This is a genomic window from Halomonas meridiana (assembly GCF_009846525.1).
In the GTDB taxonomy this organism is placed as follows: domain Bacteria; phylum Pseudomonadota; class Gammaproteobacteria; order Pseudomonadales; family Halomonadaceae; genus Vreelandella.
The window spans coordinates 160808-180925 of record NZ_CP024621.1 but is presented as its reverse complement, the minus strand read 5'-3'; the positions used below and the strand labels follow the sequence as shown (position 1 = coordinate 180925).

Genomic DNA, 20118 nt, shown 5'->3' with positions numbered 1-20118 from the left:
TAAAATTACTCTTTTTCTACCTGTGAGAACTCAAGCTCAACAGGCGTCGCACGCCCAAAGATCAGCACACTGACCTGCAGACGGCTCTTGTCGTAGTTCACTTCTTCAACAACACCGTTGAAGTCAGCAAACGGACCATCAATAACGCGGACAGACTGACCCGGCTCAAACATCGTTTTAGGCCGCGGCTTGTCGGTACCGTCTTTCACGCGACGCAAGATTGCTTCGGCTTCGCGAGTAGTAATTGCGGCGGGCTTCTCTTTGGTGCCACCGATAAAACCCATCACTCGCGGCGTTTCATTCACCAAGTGCCAGGTTTCATCCACCATTTCCATCTCGACCAATACATAGCCGGGATAGAACTTACGCTCACTCTTGCGGCGCTTGCCGTCGCGCATCTCGACCACTTCTTCCGTCGGCACCAGGATTTCGCCAAAGCGATCTTCCATGCCGTACATCTTCACACGCTCGATCAGCGAGCGCATGACATGCTTTTCAAAGCCGGAATAAGCGTGGACGACGTACCAACGTTTGGACATGAATGCTCCTAACCAATGACGCCGGACATCGCCCAGCCAAGAAGAGTATCGATCAACCACAGCATCAGACCCACCACCAACACAGCCACCAGCACAATAGCGGTGGTCTGAATGGTTTCAGGACGGGTCGGCCATACAACGCGCTGAATCTCTTTCTTGGCGCTGATGGCCAGCTCGACTAAGTCGCGACCTTTGGTGGTTGTTAAGGCGATCAAACCCGCAAGCGCACACAACACCACCACACCCAAGACGCGGTAGAGCAGGCCAACATCGGCGAAATAGGTATTACCAACGACTGCAACGACAAGCAGCGCCACAACCGCCGCCCACTTGAGCCCGTCATGGCGCGTCTGTTGCACCTCTGCGCCATGTTTTACGGAACTAGGCTTCATAAAAACGAGACTCCTAAGGGTGCAGCGAGCGACAAAGGAATTCTAGAAAAGACATACCAACCTGGGGAAGGTTGGCAGGCCAGGAGGGAATCGAACCCCCAACCTGCGGTTTTGGAGACCGCTGCTCTGCCAATTGAGCTACTGGCCTGTATCGTCATGTGCGCAAGCCAAACGCCTACGCAACAGCGGGCGCCATGATAGCGGAGAAACCTCCACCTGACAACCCCTACTTCCACCCCCACTCAATTGGAGGGCAAAGACAAAAAAAGCGAGCTTCGCTCGCTTTCTTCGCAATATGGAGCTCATGGACGGAATTGAACCGTCGACCTCACCCTTACCAAGGGTGTGCTCTACCCCTGAGCTACATGAGCCAAAACACATCAAACTGGAGCGGGCGGCGGGAATCGAACCCGCACCATCAGCTTGGAAGGCTGAGGTTCTACCATTGAACTACGCCCGCCGAACTTGCCTATAGAATGACAATCCGCTGCACGAGTAACAGTAGCTAATGCCCGCTTACCGGCGTTTCATTCCCAAACGCTGACTAGCTCAACGCTTGCTCAATCTGGTGGAGAGGGAAGGATTCGAACCTTCGAAGCTTTCGCGGCAGATTTACAGTCTGCTCCCTTTGGCCACTCGGGAACCTCTCCAGCTGTGGCGGCACATTATGCCAGCCTCCAAAGCGGTGTCAAGCCTGCAAACTCTTTATTTATCAAAGCTTGCTGGAGGCGGCGCTTCTAAAACGCTGCTTCCGCTCTGGAACGCGCTGCATTCTGTCAAAGCAGCATGGAGAATGCAAGGCCTGCGCGAATTTTTTCTAACGATACTGGCTCGGGCACTCGCGGTGCTCCCGACATCTTTCCCGCCCGCTCGGCAAACGTAAGCGGATAGCAGGCTTCCAACCCGCCGTATACCATATCGGGCCACACCGCGTGAGGCACTTGAACACCACGGGAAACCACGCGCGCATCGCCGCCGGTCAACAGCACCGGCAGCGCCACGCCCTGCTGATCGCATACCTCACTATAAATGCGGTTGATGGCACTGACGGCCGCCATGTAAATGCCGTGGTTCACCGCATCCACCGTGCGTCGCCCAGGTTCCAGCAGCGCATCAGCCTCGCTTTCAGGATCGATGGCGACATTGCGCGTTCCCAGCTTCAGGCTCTCTTTCATCAGCCGCAGTCCTGGAATGATAAAGCCACCCAAGTGCACACCGCCCGGCAGGACGAAGTCGATGGTGATGGCGCTGCCGCAATCCACCGCGCAACACCCTCCCGCCAACTGATAGCCCGCTAGCGCGCCCATCCAGCGGTCGACCCCTAGACGCCCTGGCTCGTCGTACCCGTTGACGACGCCAAGCGCTTCCGGCGTTGAGCGGGCCACATAGACGTGTCGTACTTGGCGGCGTAACAGCGCAACAGTCTCTTCGAGCACGGCGGCCCTGGCCACGCTGGAGATACGCACTGCCTCCACGACATCCAAGTCGGGAATGTCTGCCCCGGGACGCCACTCTTCCCGCGTCCACACGGCACCTCGCGAGCGGATCTCACTACTCTCGGCATCCTTTAGCCGCCATTTCGACAGCGTGTTGCCGATATCCAAATCCAAAATCATAGGCGCCTACGTACGCTGATCTCACCGCCCGACAGGCGTCGCGAGTGACCGTTTTCAGTAACCCAGAGGTTACCACTTTCATCGACATCTCCGGCGACGGCGTCGCTGAAACGCTCGCCTTGAATCACGCGGATCGGCAGCCCCGCATAAGCATGACGCTGGTTCCAAGCCTCCAACCAGGGTGCAAAGCCGTCAGCTTCGAACCCCGCCAACATGTTGAGCAGCCCCGACACCATATTCGCGGCCAGTTGATTGCGAGAGATACCCGGCTGCGCATCGAACAGCGCCGCCACTGGCTGGTCGATGGTGGCACGCAGGCTATCCGGTAGCGAGAGATTCATACCGATACCGATGACCACTTCGCAAGGGCCTGCCGCATCACCGGTCACCTCGATCAGAATGCCGGCCAACTTACCCAGCTCATCCCCCTTTTCAGCCAGCAACACGTCGTTAGGCCACTTCAGCTTGGGCGATACGCCATACTGCTCAAGCACCTGGGAAACCACCACCCCCACCGCCAGACTCAACCCCTCCAGCGCATTGATGCCAGACTCGAAGCGCCAGCCCATCGAGACCATCAAGCTCTGGCCCCACGGGGTCGACCACACGCGTCCACGACGGCCACGCCCAGCGGTTTGCAACTCGACGAAGCAAACTTCGCCATGCCCAGCCCCTTGGGAGAAGCGCTCGCGCAGATATTCGTTGCTGGAAGGCAGCTGATCCTCTACGAACAGCCGCGTCAGTAGATGACGCGCCTCGGCGGGCAGCCGCTCGACGATCTTGGCACCTTCTAGGGGCTCCAGCGGGTACGCGAGCCGATAGCCGCGCCCTTTGACGGCCACCAGCTCCACGCCCAGCGCCTCTAATTTCTTTAGCTGTTTCCACACGGCGGCTCGGGAAACGCCCAGCGCTTCGCCTAATTGTTCACCGGAATGAACCTCGCCATCGCTCAACAAACGCATCAGGTTACCGATGGTCATGTGCTTGCCCCAACTGGGAAAACGCCTATCTTAACGGAAGCGTCACAACAGCGAAAACTGCCGCGTTTAGGTTATTGACTTGCTGCTTTATTTAAGACAGCGCTGGTAGTGGACCGCCCCCAGACCCTATAATGCCGCCCTATTTTTCCAGCAGGATCGCGTCGTGATCGAGAATCTTCGCAACATTGCCATCATCGCCCACGTTGACCACGGTAAAACTACCTTGGTAGACAAACTGTTAAGCCAGTCCGGCACGCTCGACCGCAAGGCCGAAGGCCAAGAGCGTATCATGGACTCTAATGACCAGGAGAAGGAGCGCGGTATTACCATCCTGGCCAAAAACACCGCTATTCAGTGGCAGGATGGGAATGGTAAGGGCTACCACATCAATATCGTGGACACCCCTGGGCACGCTGACTTCGGTGGTGAGGTCGAGCGCGTCATGTCCATGGTGGACTCGGTACTGCTGCTGGTCGACGCCGTCGACGGCCCGATGCCGCAGACCCGCTTCGTGACCCAGAAAGCCTTCTCTCAAGGCCTGAAGCCGATCGTCGTCGTCAACAAGATCGACCGCCCTGGCGCGCGCCCTGACTGGGTCATCGATCAGATTTTCGATCTGTTCGACAACCTGGGTGCCACCGACGAGCAGCTCGACTTCCCGATCATCTACTGCTCGGCGCTGAACGGGATTGCCGGTATGGACCCGGAAGAGCTGTCCGACAACATGGACCCGATGTTCCAAGCCATCGTGGACATCGTCGAGCCGCCGAAGGTCGAAGTCGACGGTCCCTTCCAAATGCAGATCTCTGCCCTGGACTACAACAGCTACGTCGGCGTTATCGGCCTAGGCCGCATCACCCGCGGCAGCGTCAAGCCGAACCAGCAAATCAGCGTGATCACCAAGGAAGGCAAGACCCGTAAGGGTAAGGTCGGCCAGGTGATGACACACATGGGCCTCGAACGTGTGCAAACCGACGAAGCCACCGCTGGCGATATCGTCTGCATCACCGGCATCGAAGATCTGGCGATCTCCGACACGCTGTGCGACGTGAACAACGTCGAAGCGCTGCCGCCGCTGACCGTCGACGAGCCGACCGTTTCCATGACCTTCCAGGTCAACGACTCGCCGTTCGCCGGCAAAGACGGTAAGTTCGTCACCAGCCGTAACATTAAAGACCGTCTGGATCAGGAGCTGATCCACAACGTGGCGCTGCGCGTTGAGCAGGGCGAAACGCCCGAGAAATTCAAGGTATCAGGCCGTGGTGAACTGCACCTGTCGGTGCTGATCGAAACCATGCGTCGTGAAGGCTTCGAGCTGGCCGTGGGCCGCCCGGAAGTCATCATCAAAGAGATCGACGGCGTCAAGCAAGAGCCCTACGAAGAAGTCATCATCGACTGTGAAGAGCAGCACCAGGGCTCGATCATGGAAGAGCTCGGCTACCGTAAGGGCGAAATGACCAACATGAACCCGGACGGCAAAGGCCGCGTTCGTTTGGACTTCATCATCCCCGCCCGTGGCTTGATCGGTTTCCGTGGCCAGTTCCTGACCCTGACCTCCGGCACCGGCATTCTGACCAGCCGCTTTGACCACTACGGCCCGCTGAAGCCCGACGCCGCCATCGAGCGTCGTAACGGCGTCATGGTCTCCATGGTCGACGGTAAAGCGCTGGCGTACGCGCTTTATACGCTGCAAGAGCGCGGTAAGCTGATCGTCGATCACGGTACCGAAGTGTACGAAGGCATGCTGATCGGTATCCATAGCCGTGCCAACGATCTGGTGGTCAACCCCACCAAAGGTAAGAAGCTGGACAACATGCGCGCCTCGGGTAACGACGAAAACATCGTGCTGACGCCGCCAGTGAAGTTCACCCTGGAACAAGCCATCGAGTTCCTCGACTCCGATGAGCTGGTCGAGGTGACGCCGAGCTTCATCCGCCTGCGTAAGAAGCTGCTCAAAGAGAACGAGCGCAAGCGTTCCAGCAAAAAATAAGCTGACCGCCGCCTCAAAGCCCGCCACCGTGCGGGCTTTTTTGTGTAAGTTCGCAGCGTGGCGCTCTTTTTGCTTCTTCAGCGCCTATGGCCGCGTGGCCTGCGCCGTCGCCAAGCCAGCCCATTAACGCAACCTAAACGCTATCACGCTGGAAAGCGCCAGCGTTCTATCGCAAAGTAGCGCTATTCTCAGCGCGCCCTAGGGCTGCTGACACGCCATAATTCATACAAGTGTTTGGATACCTACCCCCATCCTTACACCCTTAATACGGACACTCCTTCACATGAGCGGTCATAACGTCTGGACGCATAAAGGCACGTTTCTGCTGGCAGCGGTTGGTTCTGCCGTCGGTCTTGGTAATCTCTGGCGCTTTCCCTATCTCACCGGTGAAAACGGGGGCGGTGCGTTCATCCTCATCTATGCGCTGACCATCTTTGCCGTAGGCATTCCCATCCTCATCGCCGAAACCATGCTGGGACGCACCAGTCGTCGAAGCCCGATCATGGGCATGCGGCATTTGACCAAAACGCATCGCACCTCACGGGCGTGGGAGTCGATTGGTTGGCTGGGCGCCGCCTCTGCCTTTTTGATTTTGAGTTTCTACTCGGTGATCGCGGGCTGGGCGCTGCACTACACCTGGCTGATGCTCACCGGCTCGCTGGTCGGCGCCGATGCCCAAACCATCAGCGACGGCTTCAACGCCCTCCTCGCCTCCCCCGGGCTGATGACGATGTACCATACGCTGTTCATCGCGGGGTCTGCGCTAATCGTTGGCATGGGCATCCATAAAGGCATCGAATCGGGCCTACGCATCATGATGCCTGCGCTGTTCGTCATTCTGATCGTGGTGCTGATCTACGGCATCATCAACGGTGATGTGGGCGCTGCGGCCAGCTTCCTGTTCACCTTCAACATTGGCGATCTCAGCTTGGAAGGCTGGCTGCAGGCCATGGGGCAGTCGTTCTTCACCTTGAGTCTCGGCATGGGCGCGATCATGGCCTACGGCGCTTACATGTCCAGCGACGCCTCGCTGACGCGCACCGCTATTGCCGTGGCGTTCGTAGATACGGCCGTGGCCATGGTCGCAGGCCTGGCGATTTTCTCGCTAGTGTTTGGCGCAGGGCTGGAAACGGGCCAAGGCCCTGGGCTGATGTTCGTGACGCTGCCGCTGGCGTTTGCCGACATGCCGTTTGGCGCGCTGGTGGGCGGCGTCTTCTTCATCCTGGTGCTCGGCGCGGCGCTCAGCTCGTCGATCTCACTGATCGAGCCCGTCGCGGCGTTCCTGGTGGAGCGTTTCGACATGACCCGCCCCCAGGCCGTAACCATCATGGTCGTCGCCGCCTGGGCCATGGGTCTGCTGACCGTGGTGAGTTTCAACGTATGGGCGGAAGGCACGATCTTCCACAGCCTGTTTGGGCGCAGCGCCTTTGAGTTCATCGAACTGCTGACCAATATCTTCATGCCGCTGGGCGGCCTGATGATTGCCCTGTTTGCCGGATGGGCGCTGACCCAGAGCGAAGTCATGAAAGAGCTGGGCACTCACCCCACTTGGTTCGCTCTCTGGCGCTTTCTAGTGCGTTTCGTTGGCCCGGCGGCGGTATCGTTCGTGTTCCTGCGCACAATCCCCCAGGTCGAGGGGTATCTGATTCCGACACTCGGCTCGCTGATCATCGTGGCGGCTTTTGCGATTGGCCAGCGCCTGCGGCACTCTAACCCCTCATAATAATACCCATACAGCAGGCGGCGACGAGGCCGCCTGCCTTACGAGGACACCATGCAACCGCTTATCGAAGTACAACACGTTAATAAAGCGTTCGGTGGGCTACACGTCATCAACGATTGCTCCATCCGGGTGGAGAAAGGATCGATCACCGGCATGATCGGCCCCAACGGGGCCGGCAAGTCGACGCTGTTCAACCTGATCGCCGGCGCGCTGATGCCCGACAGCGGCCACATTCTGCTGGATGGCGAAGACATCACCTCGTTAAGCGCCGACCAGCGCTTTCATAAAGGGCTGCTGCGCACCTTCCAGATTGCCCACGAGTTCAGCCAGATGAGCGCGCTGGAAAACTTGATGATGGTGCCCCCTCAGCAGGCCGGCGAAAGCCTGTTCAATACCTGGTTCAAGCCATCGCTGGTGCGCGAACAGGAGGCCGAAGTGCGCCGCCGCGCGCTGGAGGTGATCGACTTTGTCGGGCTACACCACGTGCGCAACGAGCTGGCGGGTAATCTGTCCGGCGGCCAGAAAAAGCTCTTGGAGCTTGGCCGCACCATGATGACCGATGCCAAGATCGTTCTGCTCGATGAAATCGCCGCTGGGGTGAACCGTACCCTGCTGGGTGATTTGATGGGCAATATCGAGCGGCTCAACCGCGAAATGGGCTACACCTTCCTGGTCATCGAGCACGACATGGACATGATTTCGCGACTTTGCGATCCCGTCATCGTCCTGGCTCAGGGTAGCGTCATGGTGGAAGGGCACATCGAAGCGATACAGAACGATCCGGCGGTCATCGAGGCCTACTTCGGCTCGGACGCCGCCTAACTCCCGGCAATACGCTTCACACTGTCACGACCAACAGCCCACCCACGGCTATAACAACATGATCGCGCCTGGAAACCCCAGCGCGACGTTTGCTGAGACGCGTTTATGTCATCGACACAGGCATCACCCCAGCCACTGCTTGAAGCACGCGACGTGCACGGCGGCTATGGCAGCATGAATATCCTGAACGGGGTCAATATGACCCTGTATGCCGATGAGGTCGGCGTCATCGTCGGCCCCAACGGCGCGGGCAAGTCCACCATGCTCAAAGCGGTATTTGGGCTTTTGAACGTCAACCAGGGCGAGATCCTGCTTAACGGCCAGCCGATTCACAACTTACCGCCCAACCAGCTGGTGGAGCGCGGTATGGGCTTCGTGCCCCAGGAGAAAAACGTCTTCCCCAGTCTCTCGGTCAAAGAGAACCTGGAGATGGGCGCCTACCTGAAGCCGCAAAACGTTAAGCGCATGCTGGAACAGGTCTACGAATTCTTCCCCCCGCTGGTGGAGAAGCGTCACCAGCCTGCCGGTGAGCTTTCAGGCGGCCAGCGCCAGATGGTCGCCATGGGGCGAGCCCTCATGGCAGAACCTAGCCTGCTACTGTTGGACGAGCCCACGGCGGGCCTATCACCGCTCTACATGAATGAGATCTTTGACCGCGTGAAGAAGATCAACGCCGCAGGCGTGGGCATCTTGATGGTCGAGCAGAACGCTAAGCAGGCCCTGGCCATTGCCGACAAGGGCTTTGTCCTGGCGGCAGGCCAGAACCGCTTTACGGATACCGGGGCGGCCCTGCTGGCCGACCCGGATGTCGCCAAAAGCTTTTTGGGCGGCTAGCCCGGGGGAGAAACGCGTGAACGAACTGGCTTTTTTTATTAACAACGTGGTGATTGCGGGCAGTGTCACTGGCTCGATTTATGCCATTGGCGCGATTGGCGTCACGCTGATTTTCAGCATTATGCGCTTTGCCCATTTTGCCCATGCCGACATGATGACCTTCGGTGCCTTTATGGTGCTGCTGCTCACCACGGCGTTCCCTGCCGTCGGCGCCAGCATCGGCGTCCCCACGGCGCTGATCATGCTGCCGCTGGCGATGCTGCTGACCGCGCTGCTGGCAGTGGGGATCGATAAGGCGTTTTACAAGCCGCTGCGCGCCCACGGCGTGAAACCGATCGTGATGGTGATTGGCTCGTTGGGCGTCACGCTGATGCTGCAGGGCCTCATTCGTCTGTTCTCAGGTACCGGCGGGCAGAGCCTCTACGTGGATGACCGCAAAGAGATCTTCCGCATTGCTCTACCGTTCGAGGGTGCACGGGCACCCATCGTCGTCACCGAGCCGCAGATCTATCTGTTCGTGATTACCATCGTGGCGGTGATCGCGCTACACCTATTCCTGAACCGTTCGCGGTTAGGCAAAGCCATGCGCGCCATGTCGGACAACCCGGAGCTGGCCCAGGCATCGGGCATTAATACCAATACCATCGTAGCGGTCACCTGGGTGATTGCAGGCGGCCTGGCAGCCATTGCGGGCACGCTGCTCTCGCTGGACGTGACCTTCAAGCCCGACCTGAGCTTCTTCCTGCTGCTACCGATTTTCGCGGCGGCGATTGTCGGCGGCGTGGGCCACCCCTACGGCGCGATTGCCGGTGGTTTTGTGGTGGGCTTTGCCGAAACCCTGGCGGTATTCAATTGGAACGTGCTGCTGCGCCCCTTCCAAGACAGCTTCCCCGAGTGGCTGACGCTGCCATCGAATCTCGCCTTCGTGGGCACTGAATATAAGATTGTGGTGCCGTTCTTTATTCTGGTGGCCATCCTGGTGTGGCGCCCGACCGGCCTGTTTAAAGGCAAGGTGATCTAATGAGCCATCCAACCAATACTCGAAACCCGGCCTACACGCCGAAAGACGCTACGCCACAGCGCCGCTTCCCGCTGCGCGAGCTGGTACTGTTTGGCGCGCTGCTGGTCGCCGTCCTGGCGGTTTATGCCCTGATGGGCGCGGCGTATAGCACGCGCATGCTGGTCGAAGCCGCCTGTTACGCCATTCTGGCGTTGGGCCTGACGATTCAGTGGGGCTACGCCGGGCAGTTTAATGCCGGGGTGATGGGCTTTGTGGCTCTGGGCGGGTTCTGCGCCATGCTGTTTAGCGTACCGGTCAACGATGCCTTCTGGGGCACGGAGCTGCCGGGCGAACTCGGCCAAGTGCTGCTCTATGGCCTTGCGGCCACTGTGCTGGTCATCGGTGCCACCAAGCTTGACCGATTGGGCGTCCCTAAAACGCTGCGTACCATAATCGCCGTGGTGCTGGCGGTGGTGCTCTATCTGGTGGTGATCAGTCTGCTGCGCGACGTGACCAGCCAAATCCAATCCCAGGCGGGCTTTGTGGGCGGGTTTGGCCTACCGCCCTGGGTGGGCTGGATCGTCGGCGGCGCGCTGGCCGGTGGCGTAGGCTACTTTATTGGCCATGTGTGCCTTGGCCTGCGCAGCGACTATCTCGCCATTGCCACGCTGGGCATTGCCGAGATCATCAAAGCGTTTTTGAAAAACTCCGACTGGCTCACCCGCGGCACAGCAACCGTCTCGCCGCTGCCCTGGCCAACCCCTGGCCCCGCCGAGCTGGGGTTTACCCTTTCCCGCGCGATTTACCTGTCGGTGACAGCGGTGGTCATTGCGGTGATTTTCTTCCTGCTGCATCGCGCTTACCACGCTCCTTGGGGGCGGATGATTCGCGCGATACGCGATAACGAAGTCTCATCGGCGGCCATGGGGAAGGACATCAACAAGCGTCGCTTGGAGATTTTCGTGCTGGGCTGCATTTTGATGGGCCTGGGGGGCGGCATGCTGGGCACGTTCAACAGTCTGTTTGACCCGCAGGGCTACTTGCCTTTGAACCACACCTTCCTGGTACTGGTAATGGTTATTCTGGGCGGCCCCGGCAATAACCTGGGCACCATCTTTGGGGCGGTGGCCGTCTACATTATCTGGATCATGTCGGAGCCACTGGCGCTTTTTTTGATGGAGCTGTTCGTCGCGCTCGGAGAGAACGCCTTTGGCTGGGAGGCACCCAGCAATATGGACAGCCGAGCGCTACAGGCGAGGGTCTTGGTGATCGGCATGCTGATCACCCTGGTACTGCGCTTTGCGCCCAAAGGGCTGCTGCCTGAAAAGATCAAAAGCCACGGTTAATACCATCAGCGCCACAAAAAAACGCCCCGCTCATTTGAGCGGGGCGTTTTGCTATCGGCAGATGGTAAGTAATTACAGATCCACCTGACCTTTGCTGGTAAAGGTGCCGTTCTCTACGGCCATCTCGACCACTACCCCCGGTACGTCGCCGTTGTCATCGAACTCGTGAGAGCCGGAGGCCCCCTCGTAGTCGATGTCGGTACCGGCAGCGATCAGCTCGACCGCTTTTTCCCACTCGCCCGGTAGAATCACTTCACCCGGTGCGCTGGACACATTGCGTAATGCTTCTGCCAGCCCTTCACGGTCAGCACTGCCGTTCTGCTCAATCGCCAGCGCAATCAGGAAGGCGGCATCGTACGCTTGGGCTGCAAACACGGCGCTGGGATCGATCTCTGCTTCAGTGGCCGCGTTATTGAATATCTCAGTGCCGGGAAGCTCTGGGCTGCCGGGGCGGGTGGCAATCATGCCATCCAGCACGTCGGCACCAATCGCCTCGACTAAGCTGTCACCTACCATGCCGTCAGCACCCACGTACTGGGTAAACATGCCGCTCTCGTAGGCCTGGCGCAGCACCGTTTGGCCGGAGGTATCGGCATACGCCAGCACGACGAGCGTATCCGCGCCGCTGGCGGAGAGTGAGCCCAGCTCCGAACGGTAGTCGGCACGGTTATCTTCGTGGGCGAGGTTCTCGGCGACTTCGCCACCACCAGCGGTAAACGCGGCGCTAAAGGCGTCCGACAGGCCACGGCCATAGTCGTTGTTGACGAAGGTGACGGCCACGTAATCAATGCCTTTATCCAGCAGCAGCTTGGCCAGAATTTCACCCTGGAAGGCATCAGACGGCACGGTACGGAAGACCAAGTCATTGTCGTCCAGCTCCGACACCGCAGGCGCCGTCGACGCAGGAGACACCATCAGCACACCGCCAGGAATCGCGGCATTGTTGGCAGCGGCAATCGTAGCACCGGTGCACAGCGCGCCGACAATGGCCGTCACGTTCTCAGAGTTCACCATACGGTCGGCGGCGTTGGAGGCAGCCGACGCATCGGAACAGGTGGTGTCGCCCGATGGCATGGCCAGGGTTTGGCCACCCAAAATACCGCCCTGCTCGTTGACCTGCTCGACCGCCAGCTGCGCCCCTGCAAAGATGGGCGGTGTCAGACTCTCGATTCCCCCGGTAAAGCCGCCCAAGAAGCCAACTTTGACCTCCGCCTGAGCCATCCCGGTTAAGGCAAGTGATGAGGCCGCTACGGCAATGGCTAATGCGCGCTTATTAATCATATTGTTTGTCGCTCCCAGTGTGTTAAGTGCCCCGACTGTCCAGCGCAGGGCTCCCCTTAATCTGGAACCGTCGCGCCAAAAACACAAGCAACGGTTTCTAACGCTCGTGGTTTTCTGACGCCGACGCGTCTAGTCGCTCTGCCAAGCGCTTCTGGCGGCGCTTGTTGCGGTACATACGCACCAGCGCAATGACCAGTGCACACGCCACCATGGCGGCCAGCACGCCGCCCTGCCAGGGGCGTGCGGCATCGCCGAGGACGGTTTCGAGGGTAATGATGAGCGCCAGGCCAAGTGCCTGGGTGCCTATGGCCAGGGCGCGCAGGGTGTCAAAAGAGGATTGCGGCATCGATATCTCCGTCATGAGTAGCGTGCATGGTATGGTGGCCCAGTGTACCTGCTTACCGGAACGACTATGAATGCCATTGCCCTCGGTCCACTGCTGATGTCGACGCCACGGCTCTACGCGTTTGCCTGTGCGCTCCTGCTACTGTTGAGCAGCCGCTACCTGCTGGGACTGCCGGCCAAGCCCCATGGCCGCTGGTTCAACGGCTTGCTGATCGCTTGGCTCATCGGCGCGCGGATTACGTTCGTTGCCCTCCATTGGGACAGCTATAGCGCCACCCCGCTGGACGCGCTGAAAGTATGGCAGCCGGGCTATCACGCCCTTGGCGGGCTGCTTGCTGGCTTGCTGTGGACCGCCTGGGCACTGCGCGCGCGGCTGCTGGCGATGATCGGCGGTCTCGCCATGACGGTCGGCGCCGCCAGTCTCTGGCTGGTGCTGGTGACACTGGCCCCGCTCAGCCAGCCGTTTGCCGTGGCATCGCTGCCCGATGTGGCTCTGGAAGATCTCGACGGTAACACGGTCCACCTTCCGTCGCTGGCCAATCAAGGCGACCGAATCATCGTCAATTTATGGGCCACTTGGTGCCCGCCCTGCCTGCGCGAGATGCCGCTATTGGAAGAGGCGGATCAGCACGACGGCATCACCGTCGTCGTTGCCAACCAAGGGGAGGACTTGCTGCCCATCGCCCGCTATTTGGATGAGCAGTCGCTCCACTTTCGCTACCCACTACGCGACCCACAGCAAACCCTGATGGCACAGTTCCAGGCGCCGGGACTACCGACGACCGTGCTCTTCGACACCGACGGCAAAACCCTCGACGTGCACGTGGGTGAACTGACCCGCACCCAGTTAGAGCGCTGGTTGAGCGATTGACCACGATAGACCTTAATCCCCCCGCTGCTTTGCGTTAGAATCCCCCGCCCTGTTAGCCGCCGGTGACCTCCCCCGGCGGCGTACGACCCGATTTTGACGACTTCCTCGAGGCATCATGAGCGATTTTTCTCCCGGCCAGCGCTGGATTAGCGACGGCGAGGCCGAGCTTGGACTCGGCACCGTGCTTAACTGCGACGCCCGTAGCGTTACCATTTTGTTCAGTGCCAGCCAGGAAACCCGCACCTACAACACCCGCCAAGCGCCGCTCACCCGTGTGATGTTCGGCAGCGGCGACCGCGTCCTCTCTGCCGATGGTTGGCAGATGATCGTCGATGACAGCAAAGAGAGCCGAGGCCTGATCACCTACATCGGCGAAGACAGCGACGGCAACCTGCGCGAGCTGCCCGAGGCCAAGCTGGCCGACACCATGCAGTTCGACCAAGCCCGCGACCGCCTGCTCACCGGTCAAGTCGACCGCAACGACTGGTTCGACCTGCGCTTTCGTACGCTGCACCACTTTCAGCGCATCGAGCAGCACAGCGCGCTGGGCTTCGCCGGGCCGCGTATCGATCTGATTCCCCATCAGCTCTACATCGCTGACGAAGTCGCCGGGCGCCATGCGCCGCGGGTTCTGCTGGCCGATGAGGTAGGCCTGGGTAAAACCATCGAGGCAGGTCTGATTCTGCACCGTCTGCTGCTGACAGGCCGGGTAGAGCGCGCGCTGATTCTGGTGCCCGACAGTCTGACCCACCAGTGGCTGGTAGAGCTACTGCGCCGCTTCTCGCTGAACGTCACTCTGCTGGACGAGCATCAGAGTCAGGCCCACGGCAGCGCCAACCCGTTCGAGAGCGCCCAGCTCGTGCTGGCCAGCCAAGGCTGGCTGTTCGCCAACATTCATCGCCAGGACCAAGCCCTGGCCAGCCGCTTCGATCTGCTGATCGTCGATGAAGCGCATCACCTGGATTGGAGCCCGGAGAAGAGCGGCCCCGGCTACCAGTGCGTGGAACAGCTCGCCGCCGAGATTCCCGGCCTGCTGCTGCTCACCGCTACGCCGGAACAGATGGGGCTGGAGAGCCACTTCGCGCGCCTGCGCCTGCTAGATGCCGAGCGCTACCACGATATCGAGCGCTTCAAAGAGGAGGAGCAGCACTACGTGGCGGTGGCCGAGGCCATCGATGCTCTCGAGGAACTGCCCCAGACCGCGAGCGCCCGTGAACGCGTCGCCGCCGTAGCCGACGACCGGGATAGCCAAGCGCTGCTCGCCACGCTGTGCCACCCAGAGGCAAGCCCTGAGCAGCAGGACGCCGCCCGCGCCCAGCTGCGCGACGCATTGCTCGACCGCCATGGCACCGGCCGCGTGATGTTCCGCAACAGCCGCCGCCATGTGGGCGGCTTCCCTGAGCGCCGCCTGCACCTGGCCGAGCTGGAGCTGCCGTCGGCTTACCGCCGCGTGTTGCGCCGCCTGGAGCGCGACGACGACTACCTGGACGAGCTGCTGATCGAAACCGGCATGGACCACCCGGACGTGCTGATCTACCCGGATGCCATGTACCGGGAGCTCAGCAACGACCCGTTGAATACCGAGTCCTGGTGGCATATCGACCCACGCGTCAACTGGCTGCTCGAAAAGCTCAGCGACGACAGCGAGACGGGCTTTGCCAACGACAAAGTACTGGTCATTGCCCACCACCGTGAAACGGCGGAAGGGCTCGCCGAGGGCTTGCGGGTATTAGGCGGCTACCACGCGCCGGTCTTCCACGAAGGGCTGTCGCTCGTCGAGCGCGACCGAGCCGCCGCCGCGTTTGCCGATGAAGAGGATGGCTGCCAGGTCTTGGTGTGTTCTGAGATTGGCTCCGAAGGGCGTAACTTCCAATTCTGCCGCCACCTGGTGATGTTCGACATGCCGCAACATCCCGACCAGCTTGAACAGCGCATCGGCCGTCTGGATCGGATCGGCCAGCGCCACGCCATCGAGCTGCACGTACCCAACTTCACTGGCAGCCCCGGCGAGCGTCTGATGCGCTGGTACCACGAGGGCATGGACGCCTTCAGCGCGCCTCACGGCATTGGCAGCGACCTGTTCGACGCCTTTGGCGATGCCTTGGCCGATGCGCTGCTCGACGATGAGATGCTCGACGAGATCATCGAAGAGACTCGGGAGATGTTCACCGCCAAGCTCGCCGAACGGGACGCGGGCCGCAACCGCCTGCTGGAACTCAACGCCTGCCGCCCCGGTCGAGCGCAGCAGGTGATCGATGCCGTGCGCGAGCTGGACGAGGATCCGGCGCTGCCTCGCTACGTGGAGCGCGCGCTGGATATCTTCGGCGTCGACAGCCAGGAGATCGGCAACGGTCTGCTGCACCTTCAGCCCAGTCAGCACATGCTGGATGGCCTGCCCGGGTTGGTCAAAGGCGAAGAGGGCTTCTCTGCCACTTACAGTCGCGCACAGGCACTGGCGCGGGATGACGTACAGCGACTCTCCTGGGAGCATCCGCTGGTGCGCGAAATGATGGGCCGGGTCCTCGATGGTACCATGGGCAATACCGCGCTGGCGCTGCTACGCCACCCGGCGATTCCCAGCGGGCGTTTGATGGCCGAACTGGTGTTTCGCACCCACTGCCCGGCCCCCAAATCGCTGCACCTGAACCGCTTCTTGCCGCCCACCGCCGTACGCGTACTGCTGGATGAATCGGGCGCTAACCTGACCAGCAAGATCTCCTTCACCGGGTTGGGCAAAAATCTGCAGAAGGTGAACAAATCGCTGGCGCGGGATTTGATCAAGAGCCGCCACGATCAGCTTCGTGAACTGCTCACCCAAGGGGAAGGCGAAGCCGAGCGTGAACTACCGAGTATCGTGGAAGCCGCAGAAACTCGCATGCGCGCCCAGCTGGACGCCGAGCTGGCCCGCCTGACGGCGCTGGCGGAGCACAATCCGGCGGTGCGCAGCGAAGAGCTGGAAGCGCTGACACAGGAGCGTCAGGCACTGAGCAGCGCCATCGAAAACACCCGCCTGCGACTCGACTCGGTGCGGGTGATCATCACCGTCGATCCCAACGCGAACTAACGCTCGCCACTGGCGGCTAGAGGATGGCCGCCAGCGCTTTCGAAAGCGTTGGGTACTGGAACTCGAAGCCCGCTTCGCGTAGCCGCGCGGGGCGCATGTCTGCCCCGGTCAACAGCAGCTGCGACATCTCCCCAAAGCCCGCTTTCAGCACGAACGCGGGCACCGGAAACATGGCCGGACGATGCAACTGCTTGGCCAGCGTCTGAGTAAATTCCGCGTTGGTCACCGGATGCGGGGCACTGCCGTTGAATGCTCCAGAGAGTGCTGGCTGGTTGATCAAGTAGATGATCGCCGCCACCAAGTCGTCCCGATGAATCCAGGGCATGAACTGGGTGCCATCGCCAAACCGCCCGCCTACACCTAACTTGAACGGTGGTAGCATTTTTTGCAGCGTGCCACCGCCCGCCTCGAGCACTAACCCAATGCGTAGAATGGCTAGCCGGATGCCCATGGCCTCCACGGGCTTGGCCGCCGCTTCCCACTGCGCGCACAGCCGATGGGCGAACTCGTCATGGGGAGGTGTGGACTCATCCACCACCTTGTCCCCCTGATCGCCGTAATAGCCCATCGCCGAACCGCTCACCATCACGCTCGGCAGCGGCTGGCCGTTGGCCGCGAGCTGCTCACACAGGGCGATGAGCTGCTGAGTACTCTCGACCCGTGAACGGATCAGCCGCTCTTTCTGCTCGGCGCTCCAGCGCTTTGCCGCGATGGATTCTCCAGCCAAGTTCACCAGCGCGTCCGGCGGCGTATCCACGAAGGCTTGCGCGCTGTCGCGGATGTCGCACGCCTTGGGCAGCCTGCTGCGCACCTTTTGGGGCGTTCGAGACACCACCTGAACCTCATGCCCCTGGGCGATGAGCTGTTGACAGAGCCGCTGGCCTACGAAGCCGCTGCCCCCGGTGATCAATACCCGCATGGTGTCACTCCTTTGCCGTTAAACGTGGTGTGCACGAGAATCCGCCGACGGCGGTGGCGACACGATCTGCTCGACCGCTCGTACACATTGCAACCTGTTTAATTGTACGATATCTATACACAACTGCTACAGTCAATTTAGACAAGCACTGCTGATACCGTGAGGATGTATGGCTGAACCGGCGAACGAGACCTTCTCTTCTGCGGCCGCGCAACGCGTGGCGATTATTGGTGCCGGGCTATCCGGGTTAGCCTGCGCTCATCGACTGGCACAGCAGGGTGTCAATGTTCAGCTATTTGATAAAGCACGCGGCCCTGGCGGGCGAATGTCGAGTAAGCAGCGCCCCTCTGCCACGCTCGACCTCGGCGCTCAGGCCTTTACCGTTCGCGATGCACGCTTTGCGAGCAAAGTTGCCGAGTGGCAAGCCGCTGGCTGTGTCGCTATGTGGCCAGTACACAGCTATCAAGCTAGTGCATCCGGCTGGCAAACACACGAGGACGGCCAAGTGCGCTACTGTGGAGCACCGCGCATGAGCGCGATTACCCGCCACCTCGCCGATGGGCTTAACGCTTTTCCCCATGCGGCGCTCTTATTGGAAACGACCATTACAGCACTAGAGAGCACGCCCCAAGGGTGGCAGCTTCGCGATGCCAACGACCACCAGTACGGGACGTTCGACCGTGTGGTGATCAGCGCCCCACCCCCTCAAGCAAAAGCGCTGCTGGCCGACTGGGAACCGATGCTGTCCGACGCCTGCGATGCACGACCGCAGCGGGGCTGCTGGACGGCATGGGCGATCGTCGATGCTCCTCTACCGCCCCCGCCGGGCGTCGATGCCGATTGGCAGAGTCTACATGTCCAGCATCCAGCGCTACGCTTGGTGTCTCGTAATCACACCAAGCCGGGGAGAGAGCATCAGCCGGAAAGTTTGAGCCTGCTGGCCCAGCTCGACTGGAGCGACGCGCATATCGAGGAGACGCCGGAAGCCGCGGCGCAGCAGTTATGGGAGGCCTTCATCACGACGCTGCCCCCCGACACCGCGCTTCCCCCCCTCGTGGAGCTAGGCGCCCACCGATGGCGCTATGCCCAACCCGCCTCGGCGGGAAGCCAGTCGTTCTTATACAGCAAGTGCGGTTTAGCGCTGTGCGGCGACAGCTTTCGCGGCAGCCGAGTCGAGGATGCCTGGCTCTCTGGCGATGAGCTGGGAGAGGCGTTATTAGGCCGGTCGGTCTAATGTCAGCCAAGGCAGTGATGCACTTACCTGGACAAAGCAAAGGTTGTACCCAGTGGCTACAAGTTGTACAAAGGTGCCTATAATAGCGTGATCCTATCTAACCGATTAGGTGCTCTTCGACGACGCGCTATACGACTACGTGACCTGGCGCCGAGCTGGCGCAACAACGCGGTCATCGCAATTATTGACAGACCCCTGCAGCGCTCGCTGCAGGCAACCAAGAGGCAATGGCGCCCATGAGCAACAAGGCGACCCACCCACCCGATACCCCGCTCTATCCGATTCGGGAAGTTTCCCGCTTAACGGGTGTGAACTCGGTCACCCTGCGCGCCTGGGAGCGACGCTACGGATTGATTCGCCCGCAGCGCACACCCAAGGGCCACCGACTCTACGCCCAGGACGACATCAGCCGTATCGAGCGTATTTTGCAGTGGCTCAACCGCGGCGTGCCGGTCAGCCAAGTGGCCGACCTGCTCGATCAGCCCGAAACGGTCGAGACCCCCGCTCCCAACGCCGGTGACTGGGCTAGCCAGCGCCAACAGCTGCAGGCGGTGATCGAAGCCGTCGACCTGCCCAAGCTGGAAGCGCTGTATCATCAGAGCTTGGCGCTTTACCCGCTGAGCGTGGCGATCAACGAACTTTGGCAGCCCGTCATCCTGACCCTGGAAGCCAAATGGGCCGCGCAGCCAGATGACCTGGTACGTCGTACGTTCGAAGCTTTTTTACGTAGCCAAGTCGGCATTCGTTTGCACTACGCGAACCAAGCGACCCGTGGCCCGCTGATCCTGCTCAGCGCCATGCCCGACGATCCAGGTCCGCTGTGGGTGCTGATGTGTGCGCTCATGGCCAGCGAACAGGGTTACCGCGTGCAGCTCTTCGACCACTCGCTGTCCCTCGACGATTTGCCGCAAGCGGTGTCTCGCCTGCACTCGTCGATGGTGTTGCTCTCCAGCGGCCAGCGAGAGAGCGATCAATATATTCGGGTCGATTTACCCAAAGCGGCCGACGCCCTGGGCGTGCCTATCGGCGTTTGCGGCGAAGTCGCGCGGCTACGCGAGAACGACCTCCGAGACGGTGCCGTTCACATGTTGGGTGACGACCTTCCCCAAGCGATTGCCCGCCTGCGCCCACTGCTGCGGGAATCCGGCATTCTGTGAGCGTA

General features: G+C 60.6%; 17 protein-coding genes and 4 tRNA genes. 10 read left to right on the top strand and 11 right to left on the bottom strand.

The annotated features are described in order from the left end of the window. Nucleotides 1–5: 5 nt before the first annotated feature. From nusG to CTT34_RS00810, 8 genes are all read right to left on the bottom strand, one after another. Complete coding sequence (nusG, locus tag CTT34_RS00845) at nt 6–539, bottom strand: transcription termination/antitermination protein NusG (protein WP_159340656.1); 534 nt, start codon at nt 537–539, stop codon at nt 6–8. An 8-nt stretch (nt 540–547) separates the two neighbouring features. Continuing rightward, on the bottom strand, nt 548–931 hold the full coding sequence (secE, locus tag CTT34_RS00840; protein ID WP_159340655.1) for a preprotein translocase subunit SecE: 384 nt from the start codon (nt 929–931) through the stop codon (nt 548–550). A gap of 72 nt (nt 932–1003) precedes the next feature. Further along, a tRNA-Trp gene (locus CTT34_RS00835) sits at nt 1004–1079 on the bottom strand. A gap of 148 nt (nt 1080–1227) precedes the next feature. Then, nucleotides 1228–1302 (bottom strand) — tRNA-Thr (locus tag CTT34_RS00830). Nucleotides 1303–1317: 15 nt separating this feature from the next. Beyond that, nucleotides 1318–1391: transfer RNA gene (locus CTT34_RS00825), tRNA-Gly, on the bottom strand. A 106-nt stretch (nt 1392–1497) separates the two neighbouring features. Further along, a tRNA-Tyr gene (locus tag CTT34_RS00820) sits at nt 1498–1581 on the bottom strand. A gap of 126 nt (nt 1582–1707) precedes the next feature. Continuing rightward, nucleotides 1708–2547: a type III pantothenate kinase gene (locus CTT34_RS00815; protein WP_159340654.1), complete on the bottom strand. Its 840-nt coding sequence runs from the start codon at nt 2545–2547 to the stop codon at nt 1708–1710. Further along, a complete protein-coding gene (locus CTT34_RS00810) occupies nt 2544–3527 on the bottom strand; it encodes a biotin--[acetyl-CoA-carboxylase] ligase (RefSeq protein WP_159340653.1) in 984 nt (327 codons plus the stop codon). The genes CTT34_RS00815 and CTT34_RS00810 overlap by 4 nt, the downstream gene beginning before the upstream one ends. Before the next feature lie 163 nt (nt 3528–3690). Between CTT34_RS00810 and typA the strand changes: the two genes are divergently transcribed. The 6 genes from typA to CTT34_RS00780 all read left to right on the top strand — a co-directional run bounded on the left by typA (nt 3691) and on the right by CTT34_RS00780 (nt 11242). After that, entirely contained in the window at nt 3691–5517 is a 1827-nt protein-coding gene (gene typA / locus CTT34_RS00805) for a translational GTPase TypA (RefSeq protein WP_159340652.1), read from the top strand. A gap of 283 nt (nt 5518–5800) precedes the next feature. After that, nucleotides 5801–7240, top strand: coding sequence for a sodium-dependent transporter (locus CTT34_RS00800; protein WP_159340651.1), 1440 nt, complete (start codon nt 5801–5803; stop codon nt 7238–7240). Nucleotides 7241–7291: 51 nt separating this feature from the next. Next, the gene (locus CTT34_RS00795) at nt 7292–8062 is read left to right on the top strand and encodes an ABC transporter ATP-binding protein (protein ID WP_159340650.1); all 771 of its coding nucleotides are present in this window, start codon (nt 7292–7294) and stop codon (nt 8060–8062) included. 105 nt (nt 8063–8167) lie between these two features. Continuing rightward, nucleotides 8168–8896, top strand: a complete 729-nt coding sequence (locus CTT34_RS00790; RefSeq protein WP_159340649.1) for an ABC transporter ATP-binding protein — start codon at nt 8168–8170, stop codon at nt 8894–8896. Nucleotides 8897–8912: 16 nt separating this feature from the next. Then, complete coding sequence (locus CTT34_RS00785; protein WP_159340648.1) at nt 8913–9917, top strand: branched-chain amino acid ABC transporter permease; 1005 nt, start codon at nt 8913–8915, stop codon at nt 9915–9917. After that, on the top strand, nt 9917–11242 hold the full coding sequence (locus CTT34_RS00780; RefSeq protein ID WP_159340647.1) for a branched-chain amino acid ABC transporter permease: 1326 nt from the start codon (nt 9917–9919) through the stop codon (nt 11240–11242). The genes CTT34_RS00785 and CTT34_RS00780 overlap by 1 nt, the downstream gene beginning before the upstream one ends. Before the next feature lie 72 nt (nt 11243–11314). Here the strand turns inward: CTT34_RS00780 and CTT34_RS00775 are convergent, their stop codons facing one another. Both CTT34_RS00775 and CTT34_RS00770 read right to left on the bottom strand, forming a co-directional pair. Then, the gene (locus CTT34_RS00775) at nt 11315–12523 is read right to left on the bottom strand and encodes an ABC transporter substrate-binding protein (protein ID WP_159340646.1); all 1209 of its coding nucleotides are present in this window, start codon (nt 12521–12523) and stop codon (nt 11315–11317) included. Nucleotides 12524–12620: 97 nt separating this feature from the next. Further along, on the bottom strand, nt 12621–12869 hold the full coding sequence (locus CTT34_RS00770) for a hypothetical protein (protein WP_058579851.1): 249 nt from the start codon (nt 12867–12869) through the stop codon (nt 12621–12623). 66 nt (nt 12870–12935) lie between these two features. Here CTT34_RS00770 and CTT34_RS00765 point away from each other — a divergent pair, with 66 nt between their 5' ends. After that, a complete protein-coding gene (locus CTT34_RS00765) occupies nt 12936–13739 on the top strand; it encodes a TlpA family protein disulfide reductase (protein ID WP_159340645.1) in 804 nt (267 codons plus the stop codon). A 115-nt stretch (nt 13740–13854) separates the two neighbouring features. Next, complete coding sequence (rapA, locus tag CTT34_RS00760) at nt 13855–16803, top strand: RNA polymerase-associated protein RapA (RefSeq protein ID WP_159340644.1); 2949 nt, start codon at nt 13855–13857, stop codon at nt 16801–16803. Between the two features lie 16 nt (nt 16804–16819). Here rapA and CTT34_RS00755 read toward each other — a convergent pair whose 3' ends face one another. Then, a complete protein-coding gene (locus CTT34_RS00755) occupies nt 16820–17722 on the bottom strand; it encodes a TIGR01777 family oxidoreductase (RefSeq protein ID WP_159340643.1) in 903 nt (300 codons plus the stop codon). Nucleotides 17723–17891: 169 nt separating this feature from the next. Here CTT34_RS00755 and CTT34_RS00750 point away from each other — a divergent pair, with 169 nt between their 5' ends. Next, nucleotides 17892–18956 (top strand): NAD(P)/FAD-dependent oxidoreductase, encoded by a 1065-nt coding sequence (locus CTT34_RS00750; RefSeq protein WP_159340642.1) that lies wholly within the window; start codon nt 17892–17894, stop codon nt 18954–18956. Nucleotides 18957–19192: 236 nt separating this feature from the next. Then, the gene (locus tag CTT34_RS00745; protein ID WP_174788514.1) at nt 19193–20113 is read left to right on the top strand and encodes a MerR family transcriptional regulator; all 921 of its coding nucleotides are present in this window, start codon (nt 19193–19195) and stop codon (nt 20111–20113) included. Nucleotides 20114–20118: the final 5 nt, after the last annotated feature.